This is a genomic window from Xanthomonas sp. SHU 308, assembly GCF_000364645.1.
Taxonomy (GTDB): domain Bacteria; phylum Pseudomonadota; class Gammaproteobacteria; order Xanthomonadales; family Xanthomonadaceae; genus Xanthomonas_A; species Xanthomonas_A sontii.
In genome coordinates this window covers 1-22,629 of the sequence record NZ_AQOK01000702.1, presented here as the reverse complement: position 1 = coordinate 22,629, position 22,629 = coordinate 1, and the positions used below count along the sequence as shown (strand labels likewise).

Below are 22,629 nucleotides of genomic sequence, written 5' to 3'. Positions count from 1 at the left end.
TTTGAAGCCAGAACTGAGTGGGCGCAATCGCTGGAATCCGAGCGCAGTCGTCTGCTAGACATGCTTGAGCAATTGCAGCGCGAATTCGACGAAAAGGTACGTTGGGCACTCAAGCTCGAGAGTGAGAGGGTGGATCTGGTTCAGCGGCTATGTGCTGTGCAAGCGGATTATCAGGAAAAAACTGCGCTGATTGAGGTATTTGCCGAAGACAAGCGCGTGGCTGTGGCTAGCGCGGAGGAAAGCGCGCGGCGGGCCGGTGTGTTGGAGCGTGAAGTGTCAGAGCTTCGCCAAGTCCTTGCTGAAAGCGAGCAGCAACTACAGGCAAACGCAGCTGAAGTGACTGCAAGTCAGGGCAAGATCGATGCGTTGCGCGATGATCTGCATTTCCTTCGCGAATCGGTGTCTTCTTCGAAAGCTCGGCGTCAGCAGGTTGGTGCTATCCGATTAGTCGAGCCCCTTCCCATTGCTGGACACGATTACGGTGCAGATATCGCTGCGTACCGTGCTGTTATTCGCGATCTTGAGCAGCAACTCAAAACTTTACTGGAGTCGCGTTCCTGGAGGTTGACGCGAGCGGTTCGTTTTGGAAGTCGCGTCGCGCGTGGCGATTGGAGTGCTGTAGTTGCGTCGCTCCGCGGAAAGCCGTTTGTGCGTCACCCCGCGCTGAAGCACCTGCGCACGCTGGTGCGGCGCTGGATGGCAGAGCGCGAGGCTGAGGCGCGGCCGCTACCGCCGCAACTTGTGGCGGCAAAAGTGGAGCAGGACCCAGAGACGTCATTGCGCGGAATCCGCTTTGAGAACGAGGAGCGACCTCTAGTCTCGGTGCTGATTCCGGTCTACGGCAACCTGTCATGCACATTGGTGTGCCTGCAATCATTATATGATCATTTGCCGAGTGTGCCGATCGAGATACTGGTCGCTGAGGATGCGTCCGGCGATCCGCAGATTTCGCGAATCGCTCAGATTCCCGGCCTTATATATTACGAAAATCCTCAGAATATGGGCTTCCTCCGCTCATGCAATGAGCTTGCGCGCAGGGCGCGCGGCGAGTACGTGTACTTCCTTAACAATGACACCGAAGTAACGAAGGGTTGGCTGGAGGCGCTTCTGTCTGTATTTCAGCGCGAAGACGCTGGTATGGTCGGTTCTAAGCTAATCTATCCCGACGGTCGCTTGCAGGAGGCTGGTGGAATCGTCTGGAAGGACGGTAGCGCTTGGAACTTCGGTCGCATGGAGAATCCGGCACGCGCACCGTATTCGTATCTGAAGGAGGTCGACTATATATCGGGCGCGTCGATCATGCTGCGTCGCGATCTGTTCGAAACGCTTGGTCGCTTCGACGAGCATTACGCACCGGCGTATTATGAGGACACTGACTTGGCATTCCGGGTCCGCGCGCAGGGCCTGAAGGTTTACCTGCAGCCGGCCTCGATTGTGGTGCATTATGAGGGCATTTCCAGCGGCACGGATGAGTCGAGCGGGGTTAAGGCTTACCAGGCCGTCAATCGCCTGAAATTCTTTGAGCGCTGGCGCCAGACCCTGGAGCGCGATCACCTTCCCAATGCGCAGGATGTTTTTTTGGCACGCGACCGTTCTATCGGACGTTCACACGTTCTGGTGGTTGATCATTACGTGCCGCAGCCAGACCGCGATGCTGGCTCTCGTGCCACCTGGCAATTGATGTCGCTACTGGTGCAGAAGGGCTATGCTGTGCACTTCTGGCCGGAAAATGCTTATTTCGATGCTGATTACACCCCGGCATTGCAGCAGCTCGGCATCGAGTCACTGTGCGGAGGGGAATATTTCGGTAGGTTCGAGGATTGGATGCGCGACAATGGCCATTATCTCTCTACAGTAATTCTTAATCGCCCGCATGTTTCGATTGGTTTGGTGGATATTGTCCGCGCGCATTCTGGCGCGCGTGTCATTTATTATGGGCACGATATTCATCACCTGAGGATGATGGAGCAACTCAAGCTAGCGCACGATGCCGGTCTTGAGGCGGAGATGACTCGTTTTCGCGACATGGAGTACACGATGTGGCGCAAGTCTGACGTGGTTCTGTATCCGTCAGCCGACGAAACCCGTCATGTCGAACAGTGGTTCATGGCTGAGGCTGTACAGGGAGCGGCGGCGACCGTGCCCTTGTATGCATATGATCCGGTCAGTGGCCCGGCGCTGGAAGGCCCGCGAGGCCGTCAAGGCATTCTGTTTGTCGCCGGTTTCGCGCATCCACCGAACGTCGATGCCGCCATCTGGTTCGTCAGCGAGGTATTGCCATTGGTGCGCAAGGACATGCCAGATGCTCATCTGACGATGGTCGGGTCAAATCCTCACGCGGACGTACAAGCGCTTGCTAGCGATTCTATTCGCGTTACCGGCTACGTTAGCGACGCAGATCTGGAGCGCTATTACCGAACTTCCCGAGTGTCTGTGGCTCCGTTGCGCTTTGGAGGCGGCGTTAAGGGAAAGGTAGTCGAAAGCATGCGCTTCGGTTTGCCATGCGTCACAACGCCTACGGGCATGCAAGGGTTGGGCGAGGCAGCGATCTTCATGCCGCACAGTGCAGACCCTCAGAATATGGCCGCTTCAATTGTTACGCTGTTACGCGATGATGCGGAGTGGGAGCGAGTGTCCGGCGCGTCGCGTGATTTTATTGCAAAAAATTATTCGCGCGAGGCTGTCTGGCGAGTGATAAGTGATGCATTCGATTCGCGTGTGAAAAATGGAGCTAGTTGAAAATAAGGTGCGATTTAGTCTACAAGATTTGAGTAGTGTTTTTGGGGGGGCGATTTTCCGTTCTCTTGATGTGCTCTGTATCGCTCCCGTCGGTTCTGCATCGATATCCGCATGCTGCCATGGATGGGATAGTGAACGCCGATCCAGGTGGCCATGGCAGGTTCTTGCTGCCGTGGTTTATTCCGGCCGGTCCTCGTATGCCGAACGCCGGGATAGTCGGTTTTCTAAGAAGGCTGCATGCGTGGCCGGGCTTTGCCATCCAGCTTGCTGCCTGACAAAGACGCATTTGCTGCGTTTTTTCAGTCAATGCATATAGATTGGGTAATGCGATACATCATTGGTGAGTCACCTAAATCCCGTCTTATTTTCTCGTATTTCCCACTATAGATTGTTCATGGCCTGATCATTTTCGTCGGTGCCCATTACCGCTATGGGCAGGCGGTGCCAGGTATTATTAATCTGTCCAGTTCTTGATTGCTGTGGCTGGCGCGCAGTGTAAATATTTGCCCGGGCGCGACCCAGCCAGGAATTGTTGGGCTCTCGTTGCTTCCGCCGGCGAACACTAGTTGCTTCTTGTCCTCTGGTCCGACCCATAGCTCTGTACCGTCCTTGGTCGGACTATTCCACTTGATAATCGCTGTGACCAGTTTCGAGCATGTCGGCTGCATTAGCTCAGCTCGCATCAAGCCCTTTACGCCACTTAATTTAAGAAAGGAGGTGTCGGCAGTTGCAGAGGGGGGCGTGTTCGCTATGTTGGAATCAGTTTCAGGCGGTGGCGGATTCTGGGTCAGCAGTGCTTCTGCATCACTAGGCTTGCCCCCGCATCCCCCCAAGAACAGAAGCCCAATGTAAATGACTTTGATCGGATGCCTCACTTCGCTTCCCTCCCTTTAGCGGGCTCCAATACCCGATACTGGTTAATGCAGAGAGCCTGCTTGGGTAGTACCCAATGGCATTTCGTGCGCGCTTTGGAGTAATCGCGGTCCTCCATCGCCCAGACATCAAGTACTGGAATCGGGTGACCAACACGATTAACGATATCTTGAGCATCTTCAAGTGCTGTCCGACGCAATTTGGTTGGATAAAAATAGCGCATGTGGCTTTGGGTGACCAAAGGGTTGTCCAAGGGTTGTGCCAAGCCGGCTGAATCCCATTGGAAAATCGGTAGTGTCGAATAATAGGAAATCATCCCAATTTCAGGATTTCGCAAGATGAATTCCCCGGTCTCGGGAAGTTTAAAGGTGCCATGATCGGTGCGCGACACTGCAAGTGACAAATAGCCTTGGGCTCGCGTTTGCTCGCCAGTGCGCCATTGGTTTGGGCCGTCGTTCGGTAGCCTTCCATAGCACAGTGACGTGATCAGTAAAACGCCCAGGGCGCCGGCTATCATATTTTGTGAGTCCTTTCGCTGCGTGAAAAAGGAGCGGCCTAATAGTGCTCCGATTATCAGGCTAAGGATATTCTGATAATACCACCAGAAATTTGCTGGCATGCGAAAAAAAATAATGACGTAGCACAAGACCATTGCGGCGATGGCAACTCGATTGATTCGTGGTTTATTGAGGGCTAGCGCTCCTAGTGTGCCGAGAATGCATGCCCAGCCAGCAATCGTGTTGACATTCGATGGAAATTGCGAGCGTAATAGGAGTGAAATGCCAAGTCGTTCGGGTAAGGCAACAAGTAGTGTTGTCTTCTCAAACAAGAACGGGAGGGCGGATTTCCCCCAGTATGTGACCGGAACTGGCCAGACCCTGAGTAGCGCGCAAAGAGTGACCCATGCAATTGAAAAGACTACTAGCGGCATCAGGATGGATTTGATCTGAGGCAGCAGTTGTGCTTTCCGGTTGCGGGTGCCGATATGCACGAAGTAAAGAGCCAGAATTGGTAGGCTCACATCGGGGCGAATGAGTGGGCCCAGTGGAAGCAGCCAGCTTAGCAAGCGCAGGTTTGTGGGCTGTTGGCGTACCAGCATTGCTAAAGTGGCAACCCACATCAGTAGAAGGCCACCCTCAAACTCGAAAATAGTGTCTAGGCAGGTGGACAGAAGTGCCAATGTTGCGCCTAGCCAAGCAAATGCGGTCAAATTCCGTCGCCAAAATGGCAAAAAGACCAGCCACGTGATCATACCGCTGAGTAAGATCGTGATTTTTGCATCTAGAAGGGTGCGTTGTCCGTGGCCGAAAAGCTCGGACAACGCGGCGGCTGCGGTCAATACCACGATCCTTATCGGTGAAGATGCCAGTAGCGCGCCGCGCTCTGCCAGGTGTGGGTAGTACTGCCACGTGCCGTAGTCCATCGCATTGCGCGCAACGGCGAGGTAGATGTATACGTCGTCGAAGAAGCCCTTTTTAAGCTCTAGGTAGTAATGAATGCAGAATGCGCCGGAGGCGAGTAGGGCCAGCCAAGGCAGTACGCGCATCCAGGTCGTACTCGCGGGGCGGGTGGATTGCGCGGCAGGGATGGAACGACTGATCATGGGTAGTAGGAAGTCCCACGGTTGATGAAAACAAAGCGCTTATCGAGTTGGTATTTGGAAACGTAGCCGATCGCAAGGCCAATGATGGCACCCACATAGCGCATTCCCTCGCTGCCGAACAGGCAATGAAAAACCAGTTCGCTACCCCAAAAGACTAGCGTGGTCATGCCTCCCATCACGGTATACATAGCAAAGGTGCGCGTATCGTGGCGGGCGTCACGCGTGGCGAAACGGAAAATCCAACGCTTATCCAGCAGGTACTTCACAAGCAGCCCTGTGAGTGTGCCGGCGGCGATGCTGGCCGGAACTGTGGTTGATGGCCACAGCCAAGCTCGTACAGCGATCCACTGGGTGCCGATATTGACTGCGGCGGCGACCGCTGCGAAAGCCAGGTACAGCGTGATCAAGCGGATGCGCTTCATAGCTTGATCCGCATGAAAATTGGTTCTGGGATTAGCTTGATTACATGCATGATCGCCCACCAGAAACCGGGCAGGTAGGCGACCGCGCGGCGGCCGTCCACCGCGCGCAGGATGCCCTTGGCGATCTGGTCGGGCTTGGCCCACAGCACGCCCTTCTTGAAGGCGGCGGTCATCGGCGTATCGACGAAACCCGGCTTGATCGTGAGCACGTTGATGCCCTCCGAGCGCAGACGTTGGCCGAGGCCGCTCAGGTAGGCGCTGACCGCGGCCTTGGCACTGCCGTATAAGTAATTGCTGGCGCGGCCGCGGTCGCCGGCCACCGACGAGATCACCGCCAACGTCGCGCCCGTGCGCAGGCGCGGCACCAGTGCGGCGCACAGCGCGATGGTCGAGGTGCCGTTGGTGGCGAACTCGCGCATCGACAGCTCGACCGAGGCGTCGCACGCGGCCTGGTCGGGCAGTGTGCCGTGGGCGATCAGCACCACGTCCACGCCACCCAGCGCGGCCCAGGCGGCATCGAAGGCCGCCGCATGGCCGGCGCTGTCGTTGACGTCGAGCACGCCGACGCTGGCCCTGCCGCCGCGCGCCGACAGGTCCGACGCGATCGCGTCCAGGCGCGCGGCCTGGCGGCCGAGCAGGTGGAGGGCCGCGCCGCGCGCGGCGTAGTGCCGGGCGGTGGCCTCGGCGATCGCCGAGGTGGCACCGATGATGAGGACGCGTTGCATGTTCACTCCGTGACCCGGCGCCAGAAGCCGGAAGAAAAGCGGGGATCGAGATAGCGGTTGAAGTCCTGCCAGCGGGCATAGGCGCGCTGGAACGAGGCGGCGGACATGCGCGCGTCCTTGGCAGGGTACAGAGCGCCGCCAGCGGCGTCGACAATCCGGTCCAGCCGCTCCAGCAGGCGCAGTACGTCGGCGCCGTCGTTGGGGAAGTCCAGCGCCAGCGTGGTGCCCGGGCGAGGGAAGGACAGCATGCCGCGCGAAGGAAGGTCGCCGAATTCCTTAAGTACCGCCAGGAAGGAGCCGCTGCCGCTGCGGGCGATTTCCGCCAGCAGCGCATCCACACCGTCGCGTGCGGTGGCCGGCGGCAGCAAGCACTGATACTGCAGGAAGCCGCGCGGGCCGTACATGCGGTTCCAGTGGCGGATACCGTCCAGCGGATAGAAGAACGGCAGCACATGGCTCAGCCGGCGTTTGCTGCGCGCGGGCTGGCGCCAGTAGTACAGCGCGTTGAACGGCCGCAGCGACAGCTTGTTGACCAGCGAGACCGGCGGGGTCAGCGGCATCGCCAGGCCCTTGCCGGGCGAGACCGGGCGCTCCTCGGGCAGGCCGGCGCAGTGATCGGCGCGGGTGAAATGGCCGCGGCCGCGGGCGCGACCGCTGGCCAGGCAGTCGATCCAGGCGACGCTGTACTCGTGGCTGTCGGCCGAGGCGGCGGACAGCGCGAAGAACTCGTCGAGCGAGCCGAAGCGGATGTTCTCCGTCTCCAGGGCCGGGCCCGGCACGCGGCGCAACTGGATCTCCGCCCAGGTGATCAGCCCGGTCAGGCCAAGTCCGCCAACCGTGGCCGCGAACCAGCCCCCGGCATCGTCGTGCGGTGTGCACAGGCGGCGGCTGCCGTCGCTGCGCAGCAGTTCGAAGGCGAGCACGTGGTGGCCGAAATTGCCGGTGCGGTGATGGTTCTTGCCGTGCACGTCGTTGGCGATGGCGCCGGCCACGGTGACGTAGCGGGTGCCCGGGGTCACCGGCAGGAACCAGCCTTGCGGCAGTGCCAGATCGATGATCTCGGCGAGGGTGACCCCCGCCTCGCAGCGCAGGCGGCCGGAGGCCGGGTCGAAGCCGATGAAGCGGTCCAGGCCGCGGGCGCACAGCAGGGTGCCGTCCGGGTTGAGGCAACTGTCGCCGTAGCTGCGGCCATTGCCCCGCGGCAGTGCGTGGCCGGCGAAGGCCGGCAGCGCAGCCGCCCGGTCGGCGATCGGCAGCAGCGTTTGCGTCACCCGTGGGTAGCGCCCCCAGGACTGCCCGGCGTCCGCCATCAGATGGCGCTCAGCGCGAACAGCCCGCACAACACGACGACCATCTGGCTGACCCGGTCCGTGGCGGCGAACACGATCGGGTCGTCGTGCATGTCGCCGCGGTGCGCCACGATCCACACCCGGCTGACCCAGTACAGCAGCACCGGGCAGATCAGCCACAGCAGCTGCGGATGCCGATACAACTGCACGCTTGCCGGGCTATTGATGTACAGCGCCATCACCAGCACCGCGATGTAGCCGGCCGCCGCGCCCATCGACTGCAGCAGCACCAGGTCCTCCACCGAATAGGCGCGCCCGCTAGCTTTGGTCTTGCCGCTGCCCAGCATGGCGTGCAACTCGGTGTAGCGCTTGAGCAGCGCCAGCGAGAGGAAAATGAACATCGAGAACGCCAGCAGCCAGAACGACAGCTCCAGGTCGATCGCGACCGCGCCGCCGATCATGCGCACGGTGTACAGCGCCGCCAGCAGCACCACGTCGATCATCACGATGCGCTTGAGGCGCAGCGAGTACGCCAGCGTCATCACGTAATAGGCCAGCAGCACCAGGGTGAACTGCAGGTTGCAGGCCAGCGACAGCGCCAGTCCGGCCAGGGTCAGGGCGGGCGCGGCGAACAGGCCCTGCAGCAGTGGCAGCCGGCCGGCGGCGAACGGCCGCTTGCGCTTGCGCGGATGCTGGCGGTCGGGGGTGAGGTCGAGCAGGTCGTTGAGCACGTAGACGCCGGAGGCGCAGAGCCCGAACGCGACCATGGCGATCACCGACTGCAGCACCGAGGCGCCGTCCAGGAAGCGATGCGCGGTCAGCAGCGGCACGAACACCAGCAGGTTCTTCAGCCATTGGTGCAGGCGCAGCGCCTTGAGCCAGGCACGGGCGCGCGGCGGCGCCGGCCAGTGGCCGTGGACGGTGGTGCGCTGTGCGGCAGCGGCGCGCAGTCCGTTGCCGTTGTTGACCACCCAGGCGCCACCGGCCTTGTCCCATACGTGCAGGTCCACGCGGCCATTGCCGGCGTAGTCGAAATTGCCTTCGCCGAACCGCTGCACCAGCACGTCGGCCTTGTTGCGGCCGGACAGGTTGCGCTGGCCGTCGCTGGCGATGACCTCTTCGAACAGGCCCAGGTGCGCGGCGATCGGCGCGACCAGCAACTGGTCTGAGGCGGTGCACAGCACGCGCGGGCGCTGCGTGGTCGTACGCAGCAGCTCCAGCACGTGCTCGTTGTAGGGCAGGGTCTCGGCCGGGAGCGTGACCCGCGCGGCCAGTTCGCGCTTCAGCGCGGCCTTGCCGCGCAGCAGCCACAGCGGCAGCAGGAACACGTACAGCGGATTGCGCGCCAGCAGGGCCAGCAGGGACTCGTAGAGGATGTCCGAATTCAGCAGGGTGCCGTCCAGATCCACACAGAGCGCGCGCCCTGAAGCAGCCGGGCGGTCGGCGGGAAAGCTGGGGGGGACGGACATTCTGCGGCCTGGTGATGCATAGCGGGGCCGCGATTATACCCGCGACACGCCCTGGCCCCGCTCAGTCCGCTGACGCCGTTGCAGGAACTCGGTTGCGCTCATCGCCAGGGCGCCCACGGCGACCGCATACCAGAGCGTCACCAGCCGCGCGGCCACCGCGACTGCGATCGCATCGGCGGTGGCGACGCCCAGCCGGTCCAGCATCAGCACGATCGCCAGTTCGGTGGTGCCGACACCGCCGGGCACGAAGGACAGCGCGCCGATCAGCATCGCCAGCGGGTAGATGCCGAACGCGACCAGCGGGTCCAGGTCCAGGCCCAGGCCGCTGCACAGCCCGACGAAGACCGCCGAGGTCAGGCCCCAGGCGCCGGCACCGGCAATCAGGCTGCGCACCAGTTGCGAGGCGCCCAGGCAGGCACGCAACTCCATGGCGGCGAATACGGCGAACTGCGCCGTCCCCCGCAGCCAGCGGCCGGGCAGGCGCGCCCACATTCTCCAGCCATGTAAGCAGGGCCGGCCAGGCGGCAGCGCCGAACAGCAGCGCGACGAAGCCCAACACCACCGCGGCGAGGGTGCCCAGGGTGGGGAAGACCGGCGCAGCCAACAGCGACAGCGCCAGGATCACCAGCAGGTCGGAGGCGCGCTCGAACACGAATACCGCCAGCGTCCGCCCGGCCGGTACGCCCATGCGGGCGAAATAGCGGATGCGCAGCAATTCCCCGGCCTTGCCCGGGGTCGCGGTCAAGGCGAAGCCGGCCAGGTAGGCGGCCCAGCCCAGCCAGAACGGCACCGCATGGCCTTGCCGTTGCAGCAGCCAGCGCCAGCGCCAGAAGCGCAACAGGTAGCTGACCGAGACCGGCAGCACCGCCAGCGCGAGCAACGGCCAGACCGCGCCGAGCCGGGCGAACGTGCCGTTGCCGCGGTCCACCCACCATAGGGCAGCCAGGTAGCCGCCGCACAGCAGCACGACGAACGCCGCCAGATGATCCGCACGGTGGCGCGGCGCGGGCACGCCGTCGGCGCCGTGCGGCATCATCCCCAGGTCCTCCTGACTGCTCAGCCCAGTGCCTTTTCCAGCTCCGGCAGCACCGTGAACAGGTCGCCGACCAGGCCGATGTCGGCGATCTCGAAGATCGGCGATTCCGGGTCCTTGTTGATCGCGACGATGGTGCCGGCGTCCTTGATGCCGGTCAGGTGCTGGATGGCGCCGGAGATGCCGATCGCCACGTACAGCTCCGGCGCGATGATCTTGCCGGTCTGGCCGACCTGCAGTTCGTTGGGCACGTAGCCGGCGTCGACCGCCGCGCGCGAGGCGCCGACCGCCGCGCCCAGCTTGTCGGCGAGCTGGTACACGATCTGGAAGTTCTCCGCCGAACCGACGCCGCGGCCGCCGGAGACCACGCGCTTGGCGCTCTGCAGGTCGGGGCGGTCGGACTTGCCCGCAGCCAGGCCGACGAAGCGGGTGTGGCTCGGCAGCGCCGCGTCGACGCTGGCCGCTTCGACCGCCGCGCTGCCGCCCTGCGCCGCTTCCGGCCACGAGGCGCTGCGCACGGTGGCGACCACGATCTGGTCGGCCGGGGCCTGCACGCTGATGATGGCGTTGCCGGCGTAGATCGGGCGCTTGAACGCGTAGTCGCCGTCCACCGCCATCAGGTCGGAGATCTGGTTGACGCCGAGCAGGGCCGCCACCACCGGCATCAGGTCCTTGCCGAACGTGGTGGAGGGGCCGAACACGTGGGTGTAGCTCTTCGCCAAGGCGGCGATCTGCGGGCCCAGCACCTGCGCGATGGCGTGTTCGTTGGCGGAGTTGGCGACGGTGAGGACGCGGGCGACGCCGGCGATCTGCGCGGCCTGGGCAGCCACCGCGGCCGGATCGGACGCCAGCACCACGATGTCGATGGCCTCGGCCGACAGCGCCTGCGCGGCGCTGACGCACTTGGCGGTGGCGGCGTTGAGCTGCCCGTTGAGATGTTCGGCGACGACGAGGATCTTGGCCATTACAGCAACCCCTTCTGCTTGAGTGCGGCCACCAGTTCGGCGGCATCCTTGACCATCACGCCGCGGCTGCGCTTGGCCGGCGGGGCGTAGTGGGTGGTGGTGAGGCTGTCGTTGGCCTCCACGCCCAGGTCGGCGAAGGCCAGCGTCTGCAGCGGCTTGCTCTTGGCCTTCATGATGTCCGGCAGCTTGATGAAGCGCGGCTCGTTCAGGCGCAGGTCGGTGGTGACCACCGCCGGCAGGTCCACTTCCAGGGTCTCCAGGCCGGCGTCGACCTCGCGGGTCACCGTCGCCTTGCCGTCGGCCACCACCAGCTTGCCGGCGAAGGTCGCCTGCGGACGGCCCCACAGCGTGGCCAGCATCTGCCCGGTCTGGTTGGCGTCGTCGTCGATCGCCTGCTTGCCCAGGATCACCAGGTCCGGCTGCTCCTGCTCGACCAGCTTGAGCAGGGTGCGCGCCGCGGTCAGCGGCTGGATCGCCGCGTCGGCGACCACGTGGATGGCACGGTTGGCGCCCATCGCCAGGCCGTTGCGCAGGTGCGCGGCGGCGTCGGCCGGGGCGATGGTGGCGACCACCACCTCGCTGGCGATGCCGGCGTCGCGCAGGCGCAGCGCCTCTTCCAGGGCGATTTCGTCGAACGGGTTGGCGGAGAGCTTGACGCCCTCGGTGATCACGCCGGAGCCGTCCGGCTTGACCTGGATGCGGACGTTGTAGTCCACCACGCGCTTGTAGGCGACGAGGATTTTCATCGTGTACGAGATCCTTCAGCAGTGCGGGAAGGCCCGGCCGCGGCGGCTGGCGCGGGGCAGTCGGAGGATTCTAACCGGGCGCGGAGAACCATGCGAGGGCGTATGGTCTGGTTTGGTGCACTTCATCGGAGGCATCGAACGACGATCTGTTCATATAAAGCGTATATCCTGCGAGGTTTGCATAAGGCGCGCTTTCGGCGCGAAATTGGGAGAAATACAGTGGCGACTTGGCTCGTAACCGGCGGTGCCGGCTTCATCGGCGGTAACTTCGTGCTCGAGGCGGTGGCGCGCGGCATCCGTGTGATCAACCTGGACGCGTTGACCTATGCCGGGAACCTGAACACGCTGGCGTCGCTGGACGGCAACCCGGACCATGTGTTCGTGCACGGGGATATCGGCGACCGCGATCTGGTGGGCCGCCTGCTCGCCGAGCACCAGCCCGACGCGGTGGTCAATTTCGCCGCCGAAAGTCACGTGGACCGCTCGATCGACGGGCCCGGCGCCTTCATCCAGACCAACGTGGTGGGCACCCTCGGCCTGCTGGAGTCTGTGCGCGATCATTGGAAGGCGCTGCCTGAAGACCGCCGCGACGCGTTCCGCTTCCTGCACGTGTCCACCGACGAGGTCTACGGCACGCTCGGCGAGACCGGCAAGTTCAGCGAAACCACGCCTTACGCGCCGAACTCGCCGTATTCGGCGTCCAAGGCCGCGTCCGACCATCTGGTGCGCGCGTTCCACCACACCTACGGCCTGCCGGTGCTGACCACCAACTGCTCCAACAACTACGGCCCGTACCACTTCCCCGAGAAGCTCATCCCGCTGGTGATCGCCAAGGCGCTGGCCGGCGAGCCGCTGCCGGTGTACGGCGACGGCAAGCAGGTACGCGATTGGCTGTTCGTCGGCGACCACTGCGAGGCGATCCGCACCGTGCTGGCCAAGGGCAAGGTGGGCGAGACCTACAACGTCGGCGGCAATTCCGAGAAACAGAACATCGAGGTGGTGCAGGCGATCTGCGCGCTGCTGGACGCGCGGCGTCCGCGCGAGGACGGCAAGCCGCGCGCCAGCCAGATCACCTACGTCGCCGATCGGCCCGGCCACGACCGCCGCTACGCCATCGATGCGTCCAAGCTGAAGAACGAACTGGGCTGGGAGCCGCAGTACACCTTCGAACAGGGCATCGCGCTCACCGTGGACTGGTACCTGAGCCACCAGGACTGGGTGCAGGGCGTGCTCGACGGCAGCTATCGGCTGGAACGCATCGGCACCGCGGCATAACGCCAGTCCCTCGCAAGAATCCGCCCATGCGCGTGCGGACTTCACCAGGAAATACCTCATGACACAACGCAAGGGCATCATCCTCGCTGGCGGCTCCGGCACGCGGCTGTACCCGATCACCAAGGGCGTCAGCAAGCAGCTGCTGCCGGTGTACGACAAGCCGATGATCTACTACCCGCTCAGCGTGCTGATGCTGGCCGGCATCCGCGAGGTGCTGATCATCAACACCCCGCACGAGCAGGCGCTGTTCCAGGCGCTGCTGGGCGATGGCGCGCAGTGGGGCATGGACATCCAGTACGCGGTGCAGCCGAGCCCGGACGGGCTGGCCCAGGCCTACCTGATCGGCCGCGACTTCGTCGCCGGCAAACCGAGTTGCCTGGTGCTGGGCGACAACATCTTCCACGGCCACGGCCTGACCGAGACCCTGCGCCGCGCCGATGCGCGCCAGCATGGCGCGACCGTGTTCGGCTACTGGGTCAACGACCCCGAGCGCTACGGCGTGGCCGAGTTCGACGCCTCCGGCAAGGTCATCGACATCGAGGAAAAGCCGGCCAAGCCGCGCTCCAACTACGCGGTTACCGGCCTGTATTTCTACGATGGTCAGGCCAGCGACCATGCCGCGGAGCTGACGCCGTCGCCGCGCGGCGAACTGGAGATCACCGATCTCAACCGCCGTTACCTGGAGGCCGGCGAACTGCACCTGGAGGCATTGGGTCGCGGCTACGCGTGGCTGGATACCGGCACCCACCAGTCGCTGCACGAGGCCTCCAATTTCATCGAGACCATCCAGTCGCGACAGGGCCTGCAGGTCTGCTGCCCGGAAGAGATCGCCTTCGGGCAGGGATGGATCGACGCGGCGCAGCTGGAGACACTTGCCGCTCCGCTGCGCAAGAACGCTTATGGCACCTACCTGCATGAACTGGCTGTACGAGGATCCGTTCCGTGAAAGTGATTGAAACCAATCTGCCTGGCTGCGTGGTGATCGAGCCGGCAGTGTTCGGCGACGCGCGTGGCTATTTCTTCGAGACCTGGAACGCCGAGCGTTTTGGTGAACACGGCTTGCCGACCAAGTTCGTGCAGAGCAACGTCTCCACCTCGGCCAAGGGCGTGCTGCGCGGCCTGCATTACCAGTGGCCGCGGCCGCAGGGCAAGCTGGTCAGCGTGCTGGAAGGCGAGGTGTACGACGTCGCCGTCGACATCCGCCACGGCTCGCCGCACTTCGGCCGCTGGGCCGCGGTGGTGCTGAGCGCGGAGAACAAGAAGCAGTTCTGGATTCCGGAAGGCTTCGCGCACGGGTTTGCCGTGTTGTCGGAGCGCGCGGTGTTCAGCTATCTGTGCACCGACGTGTACGTCAAGGAAGCCGATGCCGGCGTGCGCTGGGACGATGCTGCGATCGGCGTGGACTGGCCGATCTCCGAGCCGGTGCTGTCGGGCAAGGACGCGGTTGCGCCGTCCCTGGCCGACATCCCGGTCGAGCGCCTGCCGGTCTACCAGCCATGAGCGTGCTGGTCTTCGGCGGCAACGGCCAGGTCGGGCAGGAACTGCTGCGGGCGCTGGCCGGGCAGGGGCCGGTGGTCGCGACCACGCGCAGCGGCCAGTTGCCAGACGGCAGCGCCTGCGAGCGCGCCGATTTCGACCAGCCGCAGACCCTGGGCGAACTGCTGGACCGGCTGCGGCCGACGGCGGTGGTCAACGCCGCGGCCTACACTGCGGTCGATCGTGCCGAGCAGGACGCGGAAGCGGCGCACCGCGCCAATGCCGAGTCGCCGGCGGCGATCGCCGCCTGGTGCGCGGCGCACGGCATGCCGCTGGTGCATTACTCCACCGACTATGTGTTCGATGGCCAGGGCACCCAGCCTTATCCGGAGGACGCGCCGACCGCGCCGCTGGGCGTGTACGGCGCCACCAAGCTCGCTGGCGAAGAGGCGATCCGCGCCTCCGGGGCGCAGCACCTGATCTTCCGCACTGCCTGGGTCTACGCCGCGCACGGGCACAATTTCCTGCGCACCATGTTGCGGGTCGGCGCCGACCGCGACGAACTCAAGGTGGTCGCCGACCAGGTCGGCACGCCGACGCCGGCGGTGCTGATCGCCGATGTCACCGCGCGCGTGCTGGCCCAGCGCGCGACGCTGCCGTCCGGCACCTGGCATCTGACCGCGGCCGGCGAGACCACCTGGCACGGTTTCGCCGAGGCGATCTTCGCCGAGGCGGTGGCGGCGGGATTGTTGCCGCGCGCGCCGCGTGTGCTGCCGATCACCACCGCGGACTATCCGACCCCGGCCAAGCGTCCGGCGTATTCGCGCCTGGACGTGTCGCGCCTGCAGCGCGATTTCGCGCTGGAGCTGCCGCAGTGGCGCGATGGTCTGCGCCAGGTGATCGGCGAACTCGCCGCGGCAGCGCCGGCCGCCTGACCGCCGCACACGTTAAACCACGCAGCCGAAAAACAAAGAGCCGGGCAATGCCCGGCTCTTTGCGTTTGCGGCGCGCGCCGAACTCAGGTGCGCCCGTAGGTGTCCTCGAAGCGCACGATGTCGTCCTCGCCCAGGTAGCTGCCCGACTGCACTTCGATCAGCTCCAGCGGCAGCTTGCCCGGGTTCTTCAAACGATGCGTCACGCCGAGCGGGATGTAGGTGCTCTGGTTCTCGGTGAGCAGCAGCACCTCTTCGCCACGCGTGACCTCGGCGGTGCCGCTGACCACGATCCAGTGCTCGGCACGGTGGTGATGCATCTGCAGGCTCAGCGTGGCGCCGGGCTTGACCGTGATGCGCTTGACCTGGAAGCGCTGGCCGTTGTCGATCGAATCGTAGGCGCCCCACGGGCGGTACACCTTGCGGTGCCAGGTGGCTTCGGAACGCCCATCGGCCTTGATCCTGCCGACGATGTCCTTCACTTCCTGGATGCGTTGGCGATGGCCGACCAGTACCGCGTCGTCGGTCTCCACCACCACCACGTCCTGCAGGCCCACCATCGCGATCAGGCGCGAGCCGTAGGCGTAGGTGTTGCGGCAATCGATCTCGATCACATCGCCATGGTGGGCGTTGCCGTTGGCGTCCTGCGGCGACACGTCCAGCAGCGCCGACCACGAGCCGACGTCGCTCCACTTGGCGTCCAGCGGCACCACCACCGCGTCGGCGGTCTTCTCCATCACCGCGTAGTCGATGGAATCGGAGGGACTGGCGGCGAAGGCCTCCTTGTCCAGGCGGGTGAAGTCGGCATCGCGCTTGGCCGATTGCCAGGCCTTGGTGCAGGCATCGGCGATGGCGGGCTGGAACTTGCGCAGTTCTTCCAGGTAGCGCGAAGCGCGGAACAGGAACATGCCGCTGTTCCAGTAGTACTCGCCAGAGGCCAGGTAGCTTTTCGCGGTCGCCAGGTCGGGCTTTTCGACGAAGCGCTCGACCGCGCGTGCGCCGTCGCCGGCCGCCGCCTTGATGTAGCCGTAGCCGGTTTCCGGTGCGGTCGGCTTGATCCCGAACGTCACCAGCTTGCCTTGCTCGGCCGCAACGGCGGCCACGCGTACCGCTGCCTGGAAGGCGGCTTCGTCGCCGATCACGTGGTCGGACGGCAGGACCAGCAACAGCGGATCGGCGCCATCGCGCGCGGCCTCCAGCGCCGCCACGGCGATCGCCGGCGCGGTGTTGCGGCCCTTGGGTTCGAGCAGGATCGCATGCGGCTTCACGCCGATCTGCTGCAATTGCTCGGCCGCGACGAAGCGGTGCTCCTCGTTGGCGACCACGATGGGGGCATGCGCGGCGACCGGGGCCGCGCGCTGCCAGGTGGCCTGAAGCATGCTCTGTTCGCCGACCAGCGGCAGGAACTGCTTCGGATACGACTCGCGCGACAACGGCCACAGGCGCGTGCCGGAGCCGCCGGACAGGATGATGGGAAGGACGTCGCTCATGGGCGATGGAACTCCATAGTGCGTCTAGGGGGAGGGTGGTGGGATCAGCCGCGCAGCAGCTCGGAGATCTCCTGGGTGCGCTGCTCCAGCAGCGCCGCGTCGCCGCGGGTTTCCACGTTCAGGCGCAGCAGCGGTTCGGTGTTGGAACTGCGCAGGTTGAAACGCCAGTCGGCGAATTCGGCGCTGACGCCGTCGGTGTAGTCCAGCGTCGGCGCATGCGAGGCGAAGTGCTCCATCACCCGCGCCACCGCGGCCTTGGCGTCGGCGACTTTGAAGTTGATCTCGCCGCTGCACGGGAACTTCTGCATGCGCGCCTCGACCAGATCGGCGAGCGAACGGCCGGACTGCGACACCAGTTCGGCGATCAGCAGCCACGGGATCATCCCCGAGTCGGCGTAGGCGAATTCGCGGAAGTAATGGTGCGCGCTCATTTCGCCGCCATATACGGCGTTTTCGCTGCGCATCTTCTCCTTGATGAAGGCATGGCCGCTCTTGCACAGCACCGGGATGCCGCCGGCTTCCTCGACCTGTTCGATGGTGTTCCAGGTCAGGCGCGGGTCGTGCACGACCTTGCCACCCGGCTGCTTGGCCAGGATCGCCTGCGCCAGCAGGCCCACCAGGTAGTAGCCCTCGATGAAGCGGCCGTCGGCGTCGAAGAAGAAGCAGCGATCGAAGTCGCCGTCCCAGGCGATACCGAAGTCGGCGCCGTGCTGCTTGACCGCGTTGGCGGTGGCGGCGCGGTTCTCCGGCAGCAGCGGGTTGGGAATGCCGTTGGGGAAGTGCCCGTCCGGCTCGTGGAAGACGCGCACGAATTCGAATGGCAGGTGCGGCGCCAGCAGGTCGACGATGGCGCCGGCGCCGCCGTTGCCGGCGTTGACCACCAGCTTCAGCGGTTTGAGCGTGGCGCGATCGACATAGCTGAGCAGGTGTTCGATGTAGGCGCTCTTGTCCGGGCGGTGATGCTCGGCGGCGGTCGGCTCGACGGCCGGCGCGGTGTCGGCGGCGACGGTGTCGCGGATCGCGAACAGGCCGGTGTCGGAGCTGATCGGGCGCGCGTTCTCGCGCACCAGCTTCATGCCGTTGTAGTCCATCGGGTTGTGGCTGGCGGTGACCATCACGCCGCCGGCGGCCTGCAGGTGGTCGGTCTGGAAATACACTTCCTCGGTGCCGCACAGGCCGATGTCGATGACCTCGCGGCCGCTGGCGCGCAGGCCGGCCGACAGCGCGTCCTGCAGCCCCTGGCTGGCCAGGCGCACGTCATGGCCGACCACCACCGGACCGCTGCCCAATTGCCCCGCCAGCGCCACGCCGATGCGGCGCGCCAAGTCCTCGTTCAGTTCGTCGGGTACGCGACCGCGGATGTCGTAGGCCTTGAATGCGGGAAGCGACATGGAAGAGGGTCCTAGTTGGGGGAAACCCGAGTGTAACGTTACGGCGCTTAATCGGTCGTTGCGGCGGTGCGGCGGGGGGCGCAGTCCCCAAGCGGCTAAACTAGCTGTCTACATTCCAATGCGGAGCTGGCGAATGGGCGACACCTCTACCCCTGCGTGCGGGCGGCGCGGCAAGCTTTTCCCCGATGCGGCCACGGCGCTGGCCGATGTGGTGGCGGACGGACAGACCCTGGCGGTCGGCGGGTTCGGCCTGTGCGGGATTCCCGAGGCCTTGATCGCGGCCTTGCGCGACAGCGGCGTCGGCGGTCTCACGGTGATCTCCAACAACGCCGGCGTCGATGGCTTCGGCCTGGGGCAACTGCTGGCGACGCGACAGATCCGCAAGATGATTTCGTCCTACGTCGGCGAGAACAAGGAGTTCGAGCGCCAGTACCTGGCCGGCGAACTGGAGCTGGAATTCAACCCGCAGGGCACCCTGGCCGAGCGCTTGCGCGCCGGCGGTGCCGGCATCCCCGCGTTCTTCACCGCCACCGGCTACGGCACGGTGGTGGCCGAGGGCAAGGAGACCCGCGAGTTCGACGGCAAGCACTACGTGCTGGAGACCGCGCTGCGCGCCGACGTGGCCCTGGTCAAGGCGTGGAAGGCCGATGCCGCCGGCAACCTGGTGTTCCGCAAGACCGCACGCAACTTCAACCCGGCCTGCGCGATGGCCGGCAAGCTCTGCATCGCCGAGGTCGAGGACGTCGTGGAGACCGGCAGCCTGGATCCGGACCAGGTGCACCTGCCCGGCATCTACGTCGACCGCATCGTGCACAACCCGCATCCCGAAAAACGCATCGAACAGCGCACCCTGCGCCAGAAGGACGCCTGACATGGCCTGGACCCGCGACGACATGGCGCAGCGCGCCGCCCGCGAACTCACCGATGGCGCCTACGTGAACCTGGGCATCGGTCTGCCGACCCTGGTCGCCAACCACATCCCCGAGGGCGTGGACGTATGGTTGCAGTCGGAGAACGGCCTGCTCGGCATTGGCCCGTTCCCGACCGAGGACGAGGTCGACGCCGACCTGATCAACGCCGGCAAGCAGACCGTCACCGCCCGCGCCGGCGCCAGCTACTTCGGCAGCCACGATTCCTTCGCGATGATCCGCGGTGGTCATATCGACCTGGCGATTCTCGGCGCGATGCAGGTCAGCGAGAAGGGCGACCTGGCCAACTGGATGGTGCCCGGCAAGATGGTCAAGGGCATGGGCGGGGCGATGGACCTGGTGGCCGGGGTCAAGCGCGTGGTCGTGCTGATGGAACACGTGGCCAAGGACGGCAGCCACAAGATCCTGCCGGCCTGCGACCTGCCGCTGACCGGCGTCGGCGTAGTCGACCGCATCATCACCGACCTGGCCGTGTTCGACGTCACCGACAGCGGCCTGGTGCTGGTGGAAACCGCCGAGGGCGTGGACGAGGCCGAACTGGTCGCCAAGACCGGCGTGCCGTTTCGCCTTGCCTAAATGGGAGGCGAAATTACTGCCCCTTTCTCAATGAGCGCATAAGCGCAGCACGTGAGTAAATGCCGCTCTGCGACATCGCGTCGCAGACGACATGCGCTCACAGGTTCTGGTAATTCGGCCCGGAGCCGCCTTCCGGCGTCACCCAGTCGATGATCGCGTAGGGATCCTTGATGTCGCAGGTCTTGCAGTGCACGCAGTTGGCGGCGTTGATCTGCAGGCGCTTGCCGGCCGCGTCGTCGACGATCTCGTACACCGCCGCCGGGCAGAAGCGCGTGCAGGGGTTGCCGTATTCCTCGGTGCAGCGGGTCACGCAGATCTGCGGATCCAGCACGTGCAGGTGCACCGGCTGGTCCTCGTCGTGCTCGGTGGCGGCGAAGTACACGCCCTGCAGGCGGTCGCGCGGCGCCAGCTCGCGCTGCACGTAGTCGCGCTTGGGTTGCTCGTGCTCGCCCAGCCGGTCCAGGCTCTTCCAGTCGGCGCCGACCTTCAGCGTCCACGGCGAGGCGCCCTTGACCAGGGTTTCCCAGGCGCCGTTGAGCAGGCCGAACCACAGCCCCTTCTTGAAGCCGGGCTTGATGTTGCGTACCTGACGGAGCTCGGCCATCACTTCGGAGTTGCGCAGGCGCGCGTCGAAGCCGGCCGGGTCCAGCGCGGCACCGGCGGCGAGGTGTTCGGCGGCGAGCATGCCGCTGCGGATCGCCTGGTGGGTACCCTTGATCTTGGGCACGTTGAGCAGGCCGGCGGTGTCGCCGATCAGCAGCGCGCCGGGCATCTCCACCTTCGGCAGCGACTGCCAGCCGCCGCTGGCGATGGCGCGCGCACCCGCCGAGAGGATGGTGCCGCCATCCAGCAGCGACTTCATCATCGGGTGGTTCTTCCATTGCTGGAAGGCTTCCCAAGGGCGGTATTCGGGGTCGTGGTAGTCCAGGCCGCTGACGTAGCCCAGCGCCACCTGGTTGTTCTCCAGGTGGTACAGGAAGCTGCCGCCATAGGTCTTGCTGTCGGCCGGCCAGCCCAGGGTGTGCACGATCTTGCCGGGGCTGACGCGGCCCTCGGGCAGCTGCCACAGCTCCTTGATGCCGATCGAGAAGGCCTGCGGATCGTGCCCGGCGTCGAGCGCGAAGCGCGCGATCAGGCGCTTGGTCAGGTGTCCGCGCGCGCCTTCGGCCAGCACCGTGACCTTGGCGCGGATGTCGATGCCGGCGGTGTAGCCGGGCTTGTGCGATCCGTCCTTGGCCACGCCCATGTCGCCGATGCGCACGCCCAGCACCGTGCCGTCCTCGGCGTGCAGGGTCTCGGCGGCGGCGAAGCCAGGGTAGATCTCCACGCCCAGCGCCTCGGCCTGCGGCGCCAGCCAGGCGCACATCGCGCCGAGGCTGACGATGAAGTTGCCGTGGTTGCGCATGCCCGGCGGCACCATCGGGAACTTGTGCCCGCCGTCCTTGCTCAGGTACCAGAACTCGTCCTCGGCCGCGGGCACGCAGATCGGCGGCGGGTTGTCGCGCCAGCCCGGCAGCAGCGCGTCCAGCGGCGCCGGTTCGATCACCGCGCCGGACAGGATATGCGCGCCGATGGTGCTGGCCTTCTCGATCACGCAGACCGAGATGTCGGGGTTGAGCTGCTTGAGCCGGATCGCGAACGCCAACCCGGCCGGGCCTGCGCCGACGGTGACGACGTCGTATTCCATGACGTCGCGCTCCACTGGCTGCGGCGCGTTGGCGCCGCCCTCGGTTCCCGTCATCTGCTCCGCTCCCGTTGGCTCGTTCTGGCTGCCCGCATTTTCAGGGTTTGCGCGTGAAGGGGCAAATTCCGCACGCTGGCGTATGGTGGCCGCCGGCATGCTAGCGTGGCGCGATGGAACTGGACCTGCCCGGCGCCGATCTGCGCTGGTATCCCGAGTGGCTGGACCCGGCCGTGGCCGCGGCGCTGTGCACGCAGTTGCTGCATGAGGTGCCATGGGAGGTGCACCGGATCCGCCTGTTCGGCAAGCTGGTCGATTCGCCGCGGCTGAGCTGCTGGATCGGCGACGCCGACGCCAGCTACCGTTATTCCGGCACCCGCTTCGCGCCGCATCCGTGGCCAGCAGCGCTGCTGCCGCTGCGCGCGCGCTTGGTGGCCGAGACCGGGGTGGCGTTCAACAGCGTGCTCGCCAATCGTTACCGCGACGGCCGCGACGCCATGGGCTGGCACAGCGACGACGAGCGCGAACTCGGTCCGACGCCGGTGATCGCCTCGCTGAGCCTGGGTGCGACGCGTCGCTTCGTGCTGCGCCATCGTCGGGAGCCGGTACTGCGCCAGGCGCTGGAACTGACCTCCGGCGGGCTGCTGCTGATGGCAGGCGAGACCCAACGCTTGTACCGGCATGCGCTGCCGCGTACGGCCAAGCCGGTGGGGGAGCGGATCAATCTGACGTTTCGACGCATTGCGCTTGATCCCTTCTCCCTTCGGGAGAAGGTGCCCCGAAGGGGCGGATGAGGGTCGGGTGGCTGGGGAGGTGTCTGAAGAAGACGACTCCGCGGCCGCCGCACCCTCACCCCCGACCCCTCTCCCGGTGGGAGAGGGGAGCGAAGCCGTGATCCTTCTCCCTTTGGGAGAAGGTGCCCCGAAGGGGCGGATGAGGGTCGGATGGCTGGGGACGTGTCTGGGGAAGACGGCTCTGCGGCCGCCGCACCCTCACCCCCGACCCCTCTCCCGGT

The 22,629-nt window shown here is 65.2% G+C and carries 18 protein-coding genes and 1 pseudogene; 8 read left to right on the top strand and 11 right to left on the bottom strand.

Features of this window, described 5'->3' with window-relative positions; all coding sequences use genetic code 11:
* Positions 1 to 2,739: glycosyltransferase (locus D588_RS0119155; RefSeq protein ID WP_157836491.1), on the top strand; the 2,739-nt coding region annotated here is incomplete at its 5' end.
* A gap of 871 nt (positions 2,740 to 3,610) precedes the next feature.
* Here the strand turns inward: D588_RS0119155 and D588_RS28005 are convergent.
* From D588_RS28005 to D588_RS0119120, 8 genes and pseudogenes are all read right to left on the bottom strand, one after another.
* Positions 3,611 to 5,215 (bottom strand): hypothetical protein, encoded by a 1,605-nt coding sequence (locus D588_RS28005; protein ID WP_152182539.1) that lies wholly within the window; start codon positions 5,213 to 5,215, stop codon positions 3,611 to 3,613.
* Positions 5,212 to 5,637: a GtrA family protein gene (locus D588_RS0119150; protein ID WP_017917131.1), complete on the bottom strand. Its 426-nt coding sequence runs from the start codon at positions 5,635 to 5,637 to the stop codon at positions 5,212 to 5,214. The genes D588_RS28005 and D588_RS0119150 overlap by 4 nt, the downstream gene beginning before the upstream one ends.
* The gene (locus D588_RS0119145; protein ID WP_026143889.1) at positions 5,634 to 6,362 is read right to left on the bottom strand and encodes an SDR family oxidoreductase; all 729 of its coding nucleotides are present in this window, start codon (positions 6,360 to 6,362) and stop codon (positions 5,634 to 5,636) included. The genes D588_RS0119150 and D588_RS0119145 overlap by 4 nt, the downstream gene beginning before the upstream one ends.
* Positions 6,363 to 6,364: 2 nt before the next feature.
* Positions 6,365 to 7,672 carry an FAD-binding oxidoreductase gene (locus D588_RS0119140; protein ID WP_017917129.1) on the bottom strand — a complete coding sequence of 436 codons (1,308 nt, stop codon included), beginning with the start codon at positions 7,670 to 7,672 and terminating at the stop codon, positions 6,365 to 6,367.
* Positions 7,672 to 9,060 carry a UbiA family prenyltransferase gene (locus tag D588_RS0119135; protein WP_017917128.1) on the bottom strand — a complete coding sequence of 463 codons (1,389 nt, stop codon included), beginning with the start codon at positions 9,058 to 9,060 and terminating at the stop codon, positions 7,672 to 7,674. The genes D588_RS0119140 and D588_RS0119135 overlap by 1 nt, the downstream gene beginning before the upstream one ends.
* Positions 9,061 to 9,153: 93 nt before the next feature.
* A pseudogene (locus D588_RS25470) lies at positions 9,154 to 10,156 on the bottom strand (lysylphosphatidylglycerol synthase transmembrane domain-containing protein).
* Positions 10,157 to 10,176: 20 nt separating this feature from the next.
* Positions 10,177 to 11,118, bottom strand: coding sequence for an electron transfer flavoprotein subunit alpha/FixB family protein (locus D588_RS0119125; protein ID WP_017917126.1), 942 nt, complete (start codon positions 11,116 to 11,118; stop codon positions 10,177 to 10,179).
* Positions 11,118 to 11,864, bottom strand: a complete 747-nt coding sequence (locus tag D588_RS0119120; RefSeq protein WP_017917125.1) for an electron transfer flavoprotein subunit beta/FixA family protein — start codon at positions 11,862 to 11,864, stop codon at positions 11,118 to 11,120. Before D588_RS0119120 ends, D588_RS0119125 begins: the two co-directional genes overlap by 1 nt.
* A 219-nt stretch (positions 11,865 to 12,083) precedes the next feature.
* Between D588_RS0119120 and rfbB the strand changes: the two genes are divergently transcribed.
* From rfbB to rfbD, 4 genes are read left to right on the top strand one after another with little or no spacing between them, the layout of a single operon-like run.
* Entirely contained in the window at positions 12,084 to 13,139 is a 1,056-nt protein-coding gene (gene rfbB, locus D588_RS0119115; RefSeq protein ID WP_017917124.1) for a dTDP-glucose 4,6-dehydratase, read from the top strand.
* 58 nt (positions 13,140 to 13,197) lie between these two features.
* Positions 13,198 to 14,085, top strand: coding sequence for a glucose-1-phosphate thymidylyltransferase RfbA (gene rfbA / locus D588_RS0119110; RefSeq protein ID WP_017917123.1), 888 nt, complete (start codon positions 13,198 to 13,200; stop codon positions 14,083 to 14,085).
* Entirely contained in the window at positions 14,082 to 14,639 is a 558-nt protein-coding gene (gene rfbC / locus D588_RS0119105) for a dTDP-4-dehydrorhamnose 3,5-epimerase (protein ID WP_026143888.1), read from the top strand. Before rfbA ends, rfbC begins: the two co-directional genes overlap by 4 nt.
* Positions 14,636 to 15,550 (top strand): dTDP-4-dehydrorhamnose reductase, encoded by a 915-nt coding sequence (rfbD, locus tag D588_RS0119100; protein WP_017917121.1) that lies wholly within the window; start codon positions 14,636 to 14,638, stop codon positions 15,548 to 15,550. The genes rfbC and rfbD overlap by 4 nt, the downstream gene beginning before the upstream one ends.
* 83 nt (positions 15,551 to 15,633) lie before the next feature.
* Here the strand turns inward: rfbD and D588_RS0119095 are convergent, their stop codons facing one another.
* Together D588_RS0119095 and D588_RS0119090 are read right to left on the bottom strand one after the other, a co-directional pair.
* Entirely contained in the window at positions 15,634 to 17,037 is a 1,404-nt protein-coding gene (locus tag D588_RS0119095; protein WP_017917120.1) for a mannose-1-phosphate guanylyltransferase/mannose-6-phosphate isomerase, read from the bottom strand.
* A 44-nt stretch (positions 17,038 to 17,081) separates the two neighbouring features.
* Positions 17,082 to 18,428, bottom strand: a complete 1,347-nt coding sequence (locus tag D588_RS0119090) for a phosphomannomutase/phosphoglucomutase (RefSeq protein ID WP_017917119.1) — start codon at positions 18,426 to 18,428, stop codon at positions 17,082 to 17,084.
* Positions 18,429 to 18,561: 133 nt separating this feature from the next.
* Here D588_RS0119090 and D588_RS0119085 point away from each other — a divergent pair, with 133 nt between their 5' ends.
* Positions 18,562 to 19,299 (top strand): CoA transferase subunit A, encoded by a 738-nt coding sequence (locus D588_RS0119085; RefSeq protein ID WP_017917118.1) that lies wholly within the window; start codon positions 18,562 to 18,564, stop codon positions 19,297 to 19,299.
* A gap of 1 nt (position 19,300) precedes the next feature.
* A complete protein-coding gene (locus D588_RS0119080) occupies positions 19,301 to 19,933 on the top strand; it encodes a CoA transferase subunit B (RefSeq protein ID WP_017917117.1) in 633 nt (210 codons plus the stop codon).
* A gap of 97 nt (positions 19,934 to 20,030) precedes the next feature.
* Here the strand turns inward: D588_RS0119080 and D588_RS0119075 are convergent, their stop codons facing one another.
* Positions 20,031 to 21,674 carry an electron transfer flavoprotein-ubiquinone oxidoreductase gene (locus tag D588_RS0119075; RefSeq protein ID WP_017917116.1) on the bottom strand — a complete coding sequence of 548 codons (1,644 nt, stop codon included), beginning with the start codon at positions 21,672 to 21,674 and terminating at the stop codon, positions 20,031 to 20,033.
* A 113-nt stretch (positions 21,675 to 21,787) separates the two neighbouring features.
* Between D588_RS0119075 and D588_RS0119070 the strand changes: the two genes are divergently transcribed.
* On the top strand, positions 21,788 to 22,408 hold the full coding sequence (locus tag D588_RS0119070; RefSeq protein WP_017917115.1) for an alpha-ketoglutarate-dependent dioxygenase AlkB: 621 nt from the start codon (positions 21,788 to 21,790) through the stop codon (positions 22,406 to 22,408).
* The last annotated feature ends 221 nt before the right edge of the window (positions 22,409 to 22,629 follow it).

Excerpts from the sequence above, each read along its gene's own strand:
- D588_RS0119090 (WP_017917119.1), bottom strand. The coding sequence starts at position 18,428 with ATGTCGCTTCCCGCATTCAAGGCCTACGACATCCGCGGTCGCGTACCC.
- D588_RS0119085 (WP_017917118.1), top strand. The coding sequence starts at position 18,562 with ATGGGCGACACCTCTACCCCTGCGTGCGGGCGGCGCGGCAAGCTTTTC.
- D588_RS0119120 (WP_017917125.1), bottom strand. The coding sequence starts at position 11,864 with ATGAAAATCCTCGTCGCCTACAAGCGCGTGGTGGACTACAACGTCCGC.
- D588_RS0119075 (WP_017917116.1), bottom strand. The coding sequence starts at position 21,674 with ATGACGGGAACCGAGGGCGGCGCCAACGCGCCGCAGCCAGTGGAGCGC.
- D588_RS0119095 (WP_017917120.1), bottom strand. The coding sequence starts at position 17,037 with ATGAGCGACGTCCTTCCCATCATCCTGTCCGGCGGCTCCGGCACGCGC.
- D588_RS0119125 (WP_017917126.1), bottom strand. The coding sequence starts at position 11,118 with ATGGCCAAGATCCTCGTCGTCGCCGAACATCTCAACGGGCAGCTCAAC.
- D588_RS0119145 (WP_026143889.1), bottom strand. The coding sequence starts at position 6,362 with ATGCAACGCGTCCTCATCATCGGTGCCACCTCGGCGATCGCCGAGGCC.
- D588_RS0119150 (WP_017917131.1), bottom strand. The coding sequence starts at position 5,637 with ATGAAGCGCATCCGCTTGATCACGCTGTACCTGGCTTTCGCAGCGGTC.
- D588_RS0119070 (WP_017917115.1), top strand. The coding sequence starts at position 21,788 with ATGGAACTGGACCTGCCCGGCGCCGATCTGCGCTGGTATCCCGAGTGG.
- D588_RS0119140 (WP_017917129.1), bottom strand. The coding sequence starts at position 7,672 with ATGGCGGACGCCGGGCAGTCCTGGGGGCGCTACCCACGGGTGACGCAA.
- D588_RS0119080 (WP_017917117.1), top strand. The coding sequence starts at position 19,301 with ATGGCCTGGACCCGCGACGACATGGCGCAGCGCGCCGCCCGCGAACTC.
- rfbD (WP_017917121.1), top strand. The coding sequence starts at position 14,636 with ATGAGCGTGCTGGTCTTCGGCGGCAACGGCCAGGTCGGGCAGGAACTG.
- rfbA (WP_017917123.1), top strand. The coding sequence starts at position 13,198 with ATGACACAACGCAAGGGCATCATCCTCGCTGGCGGCTCCGGCACGCGG.
- D588_RS28005 (WP_152182539.1), bottom strand. The coding sequence starts at position 5,215 with ATGATCAGTCGTTCCATCCCTGCCGCGCAATCCACCCGCCCCGCGAGT.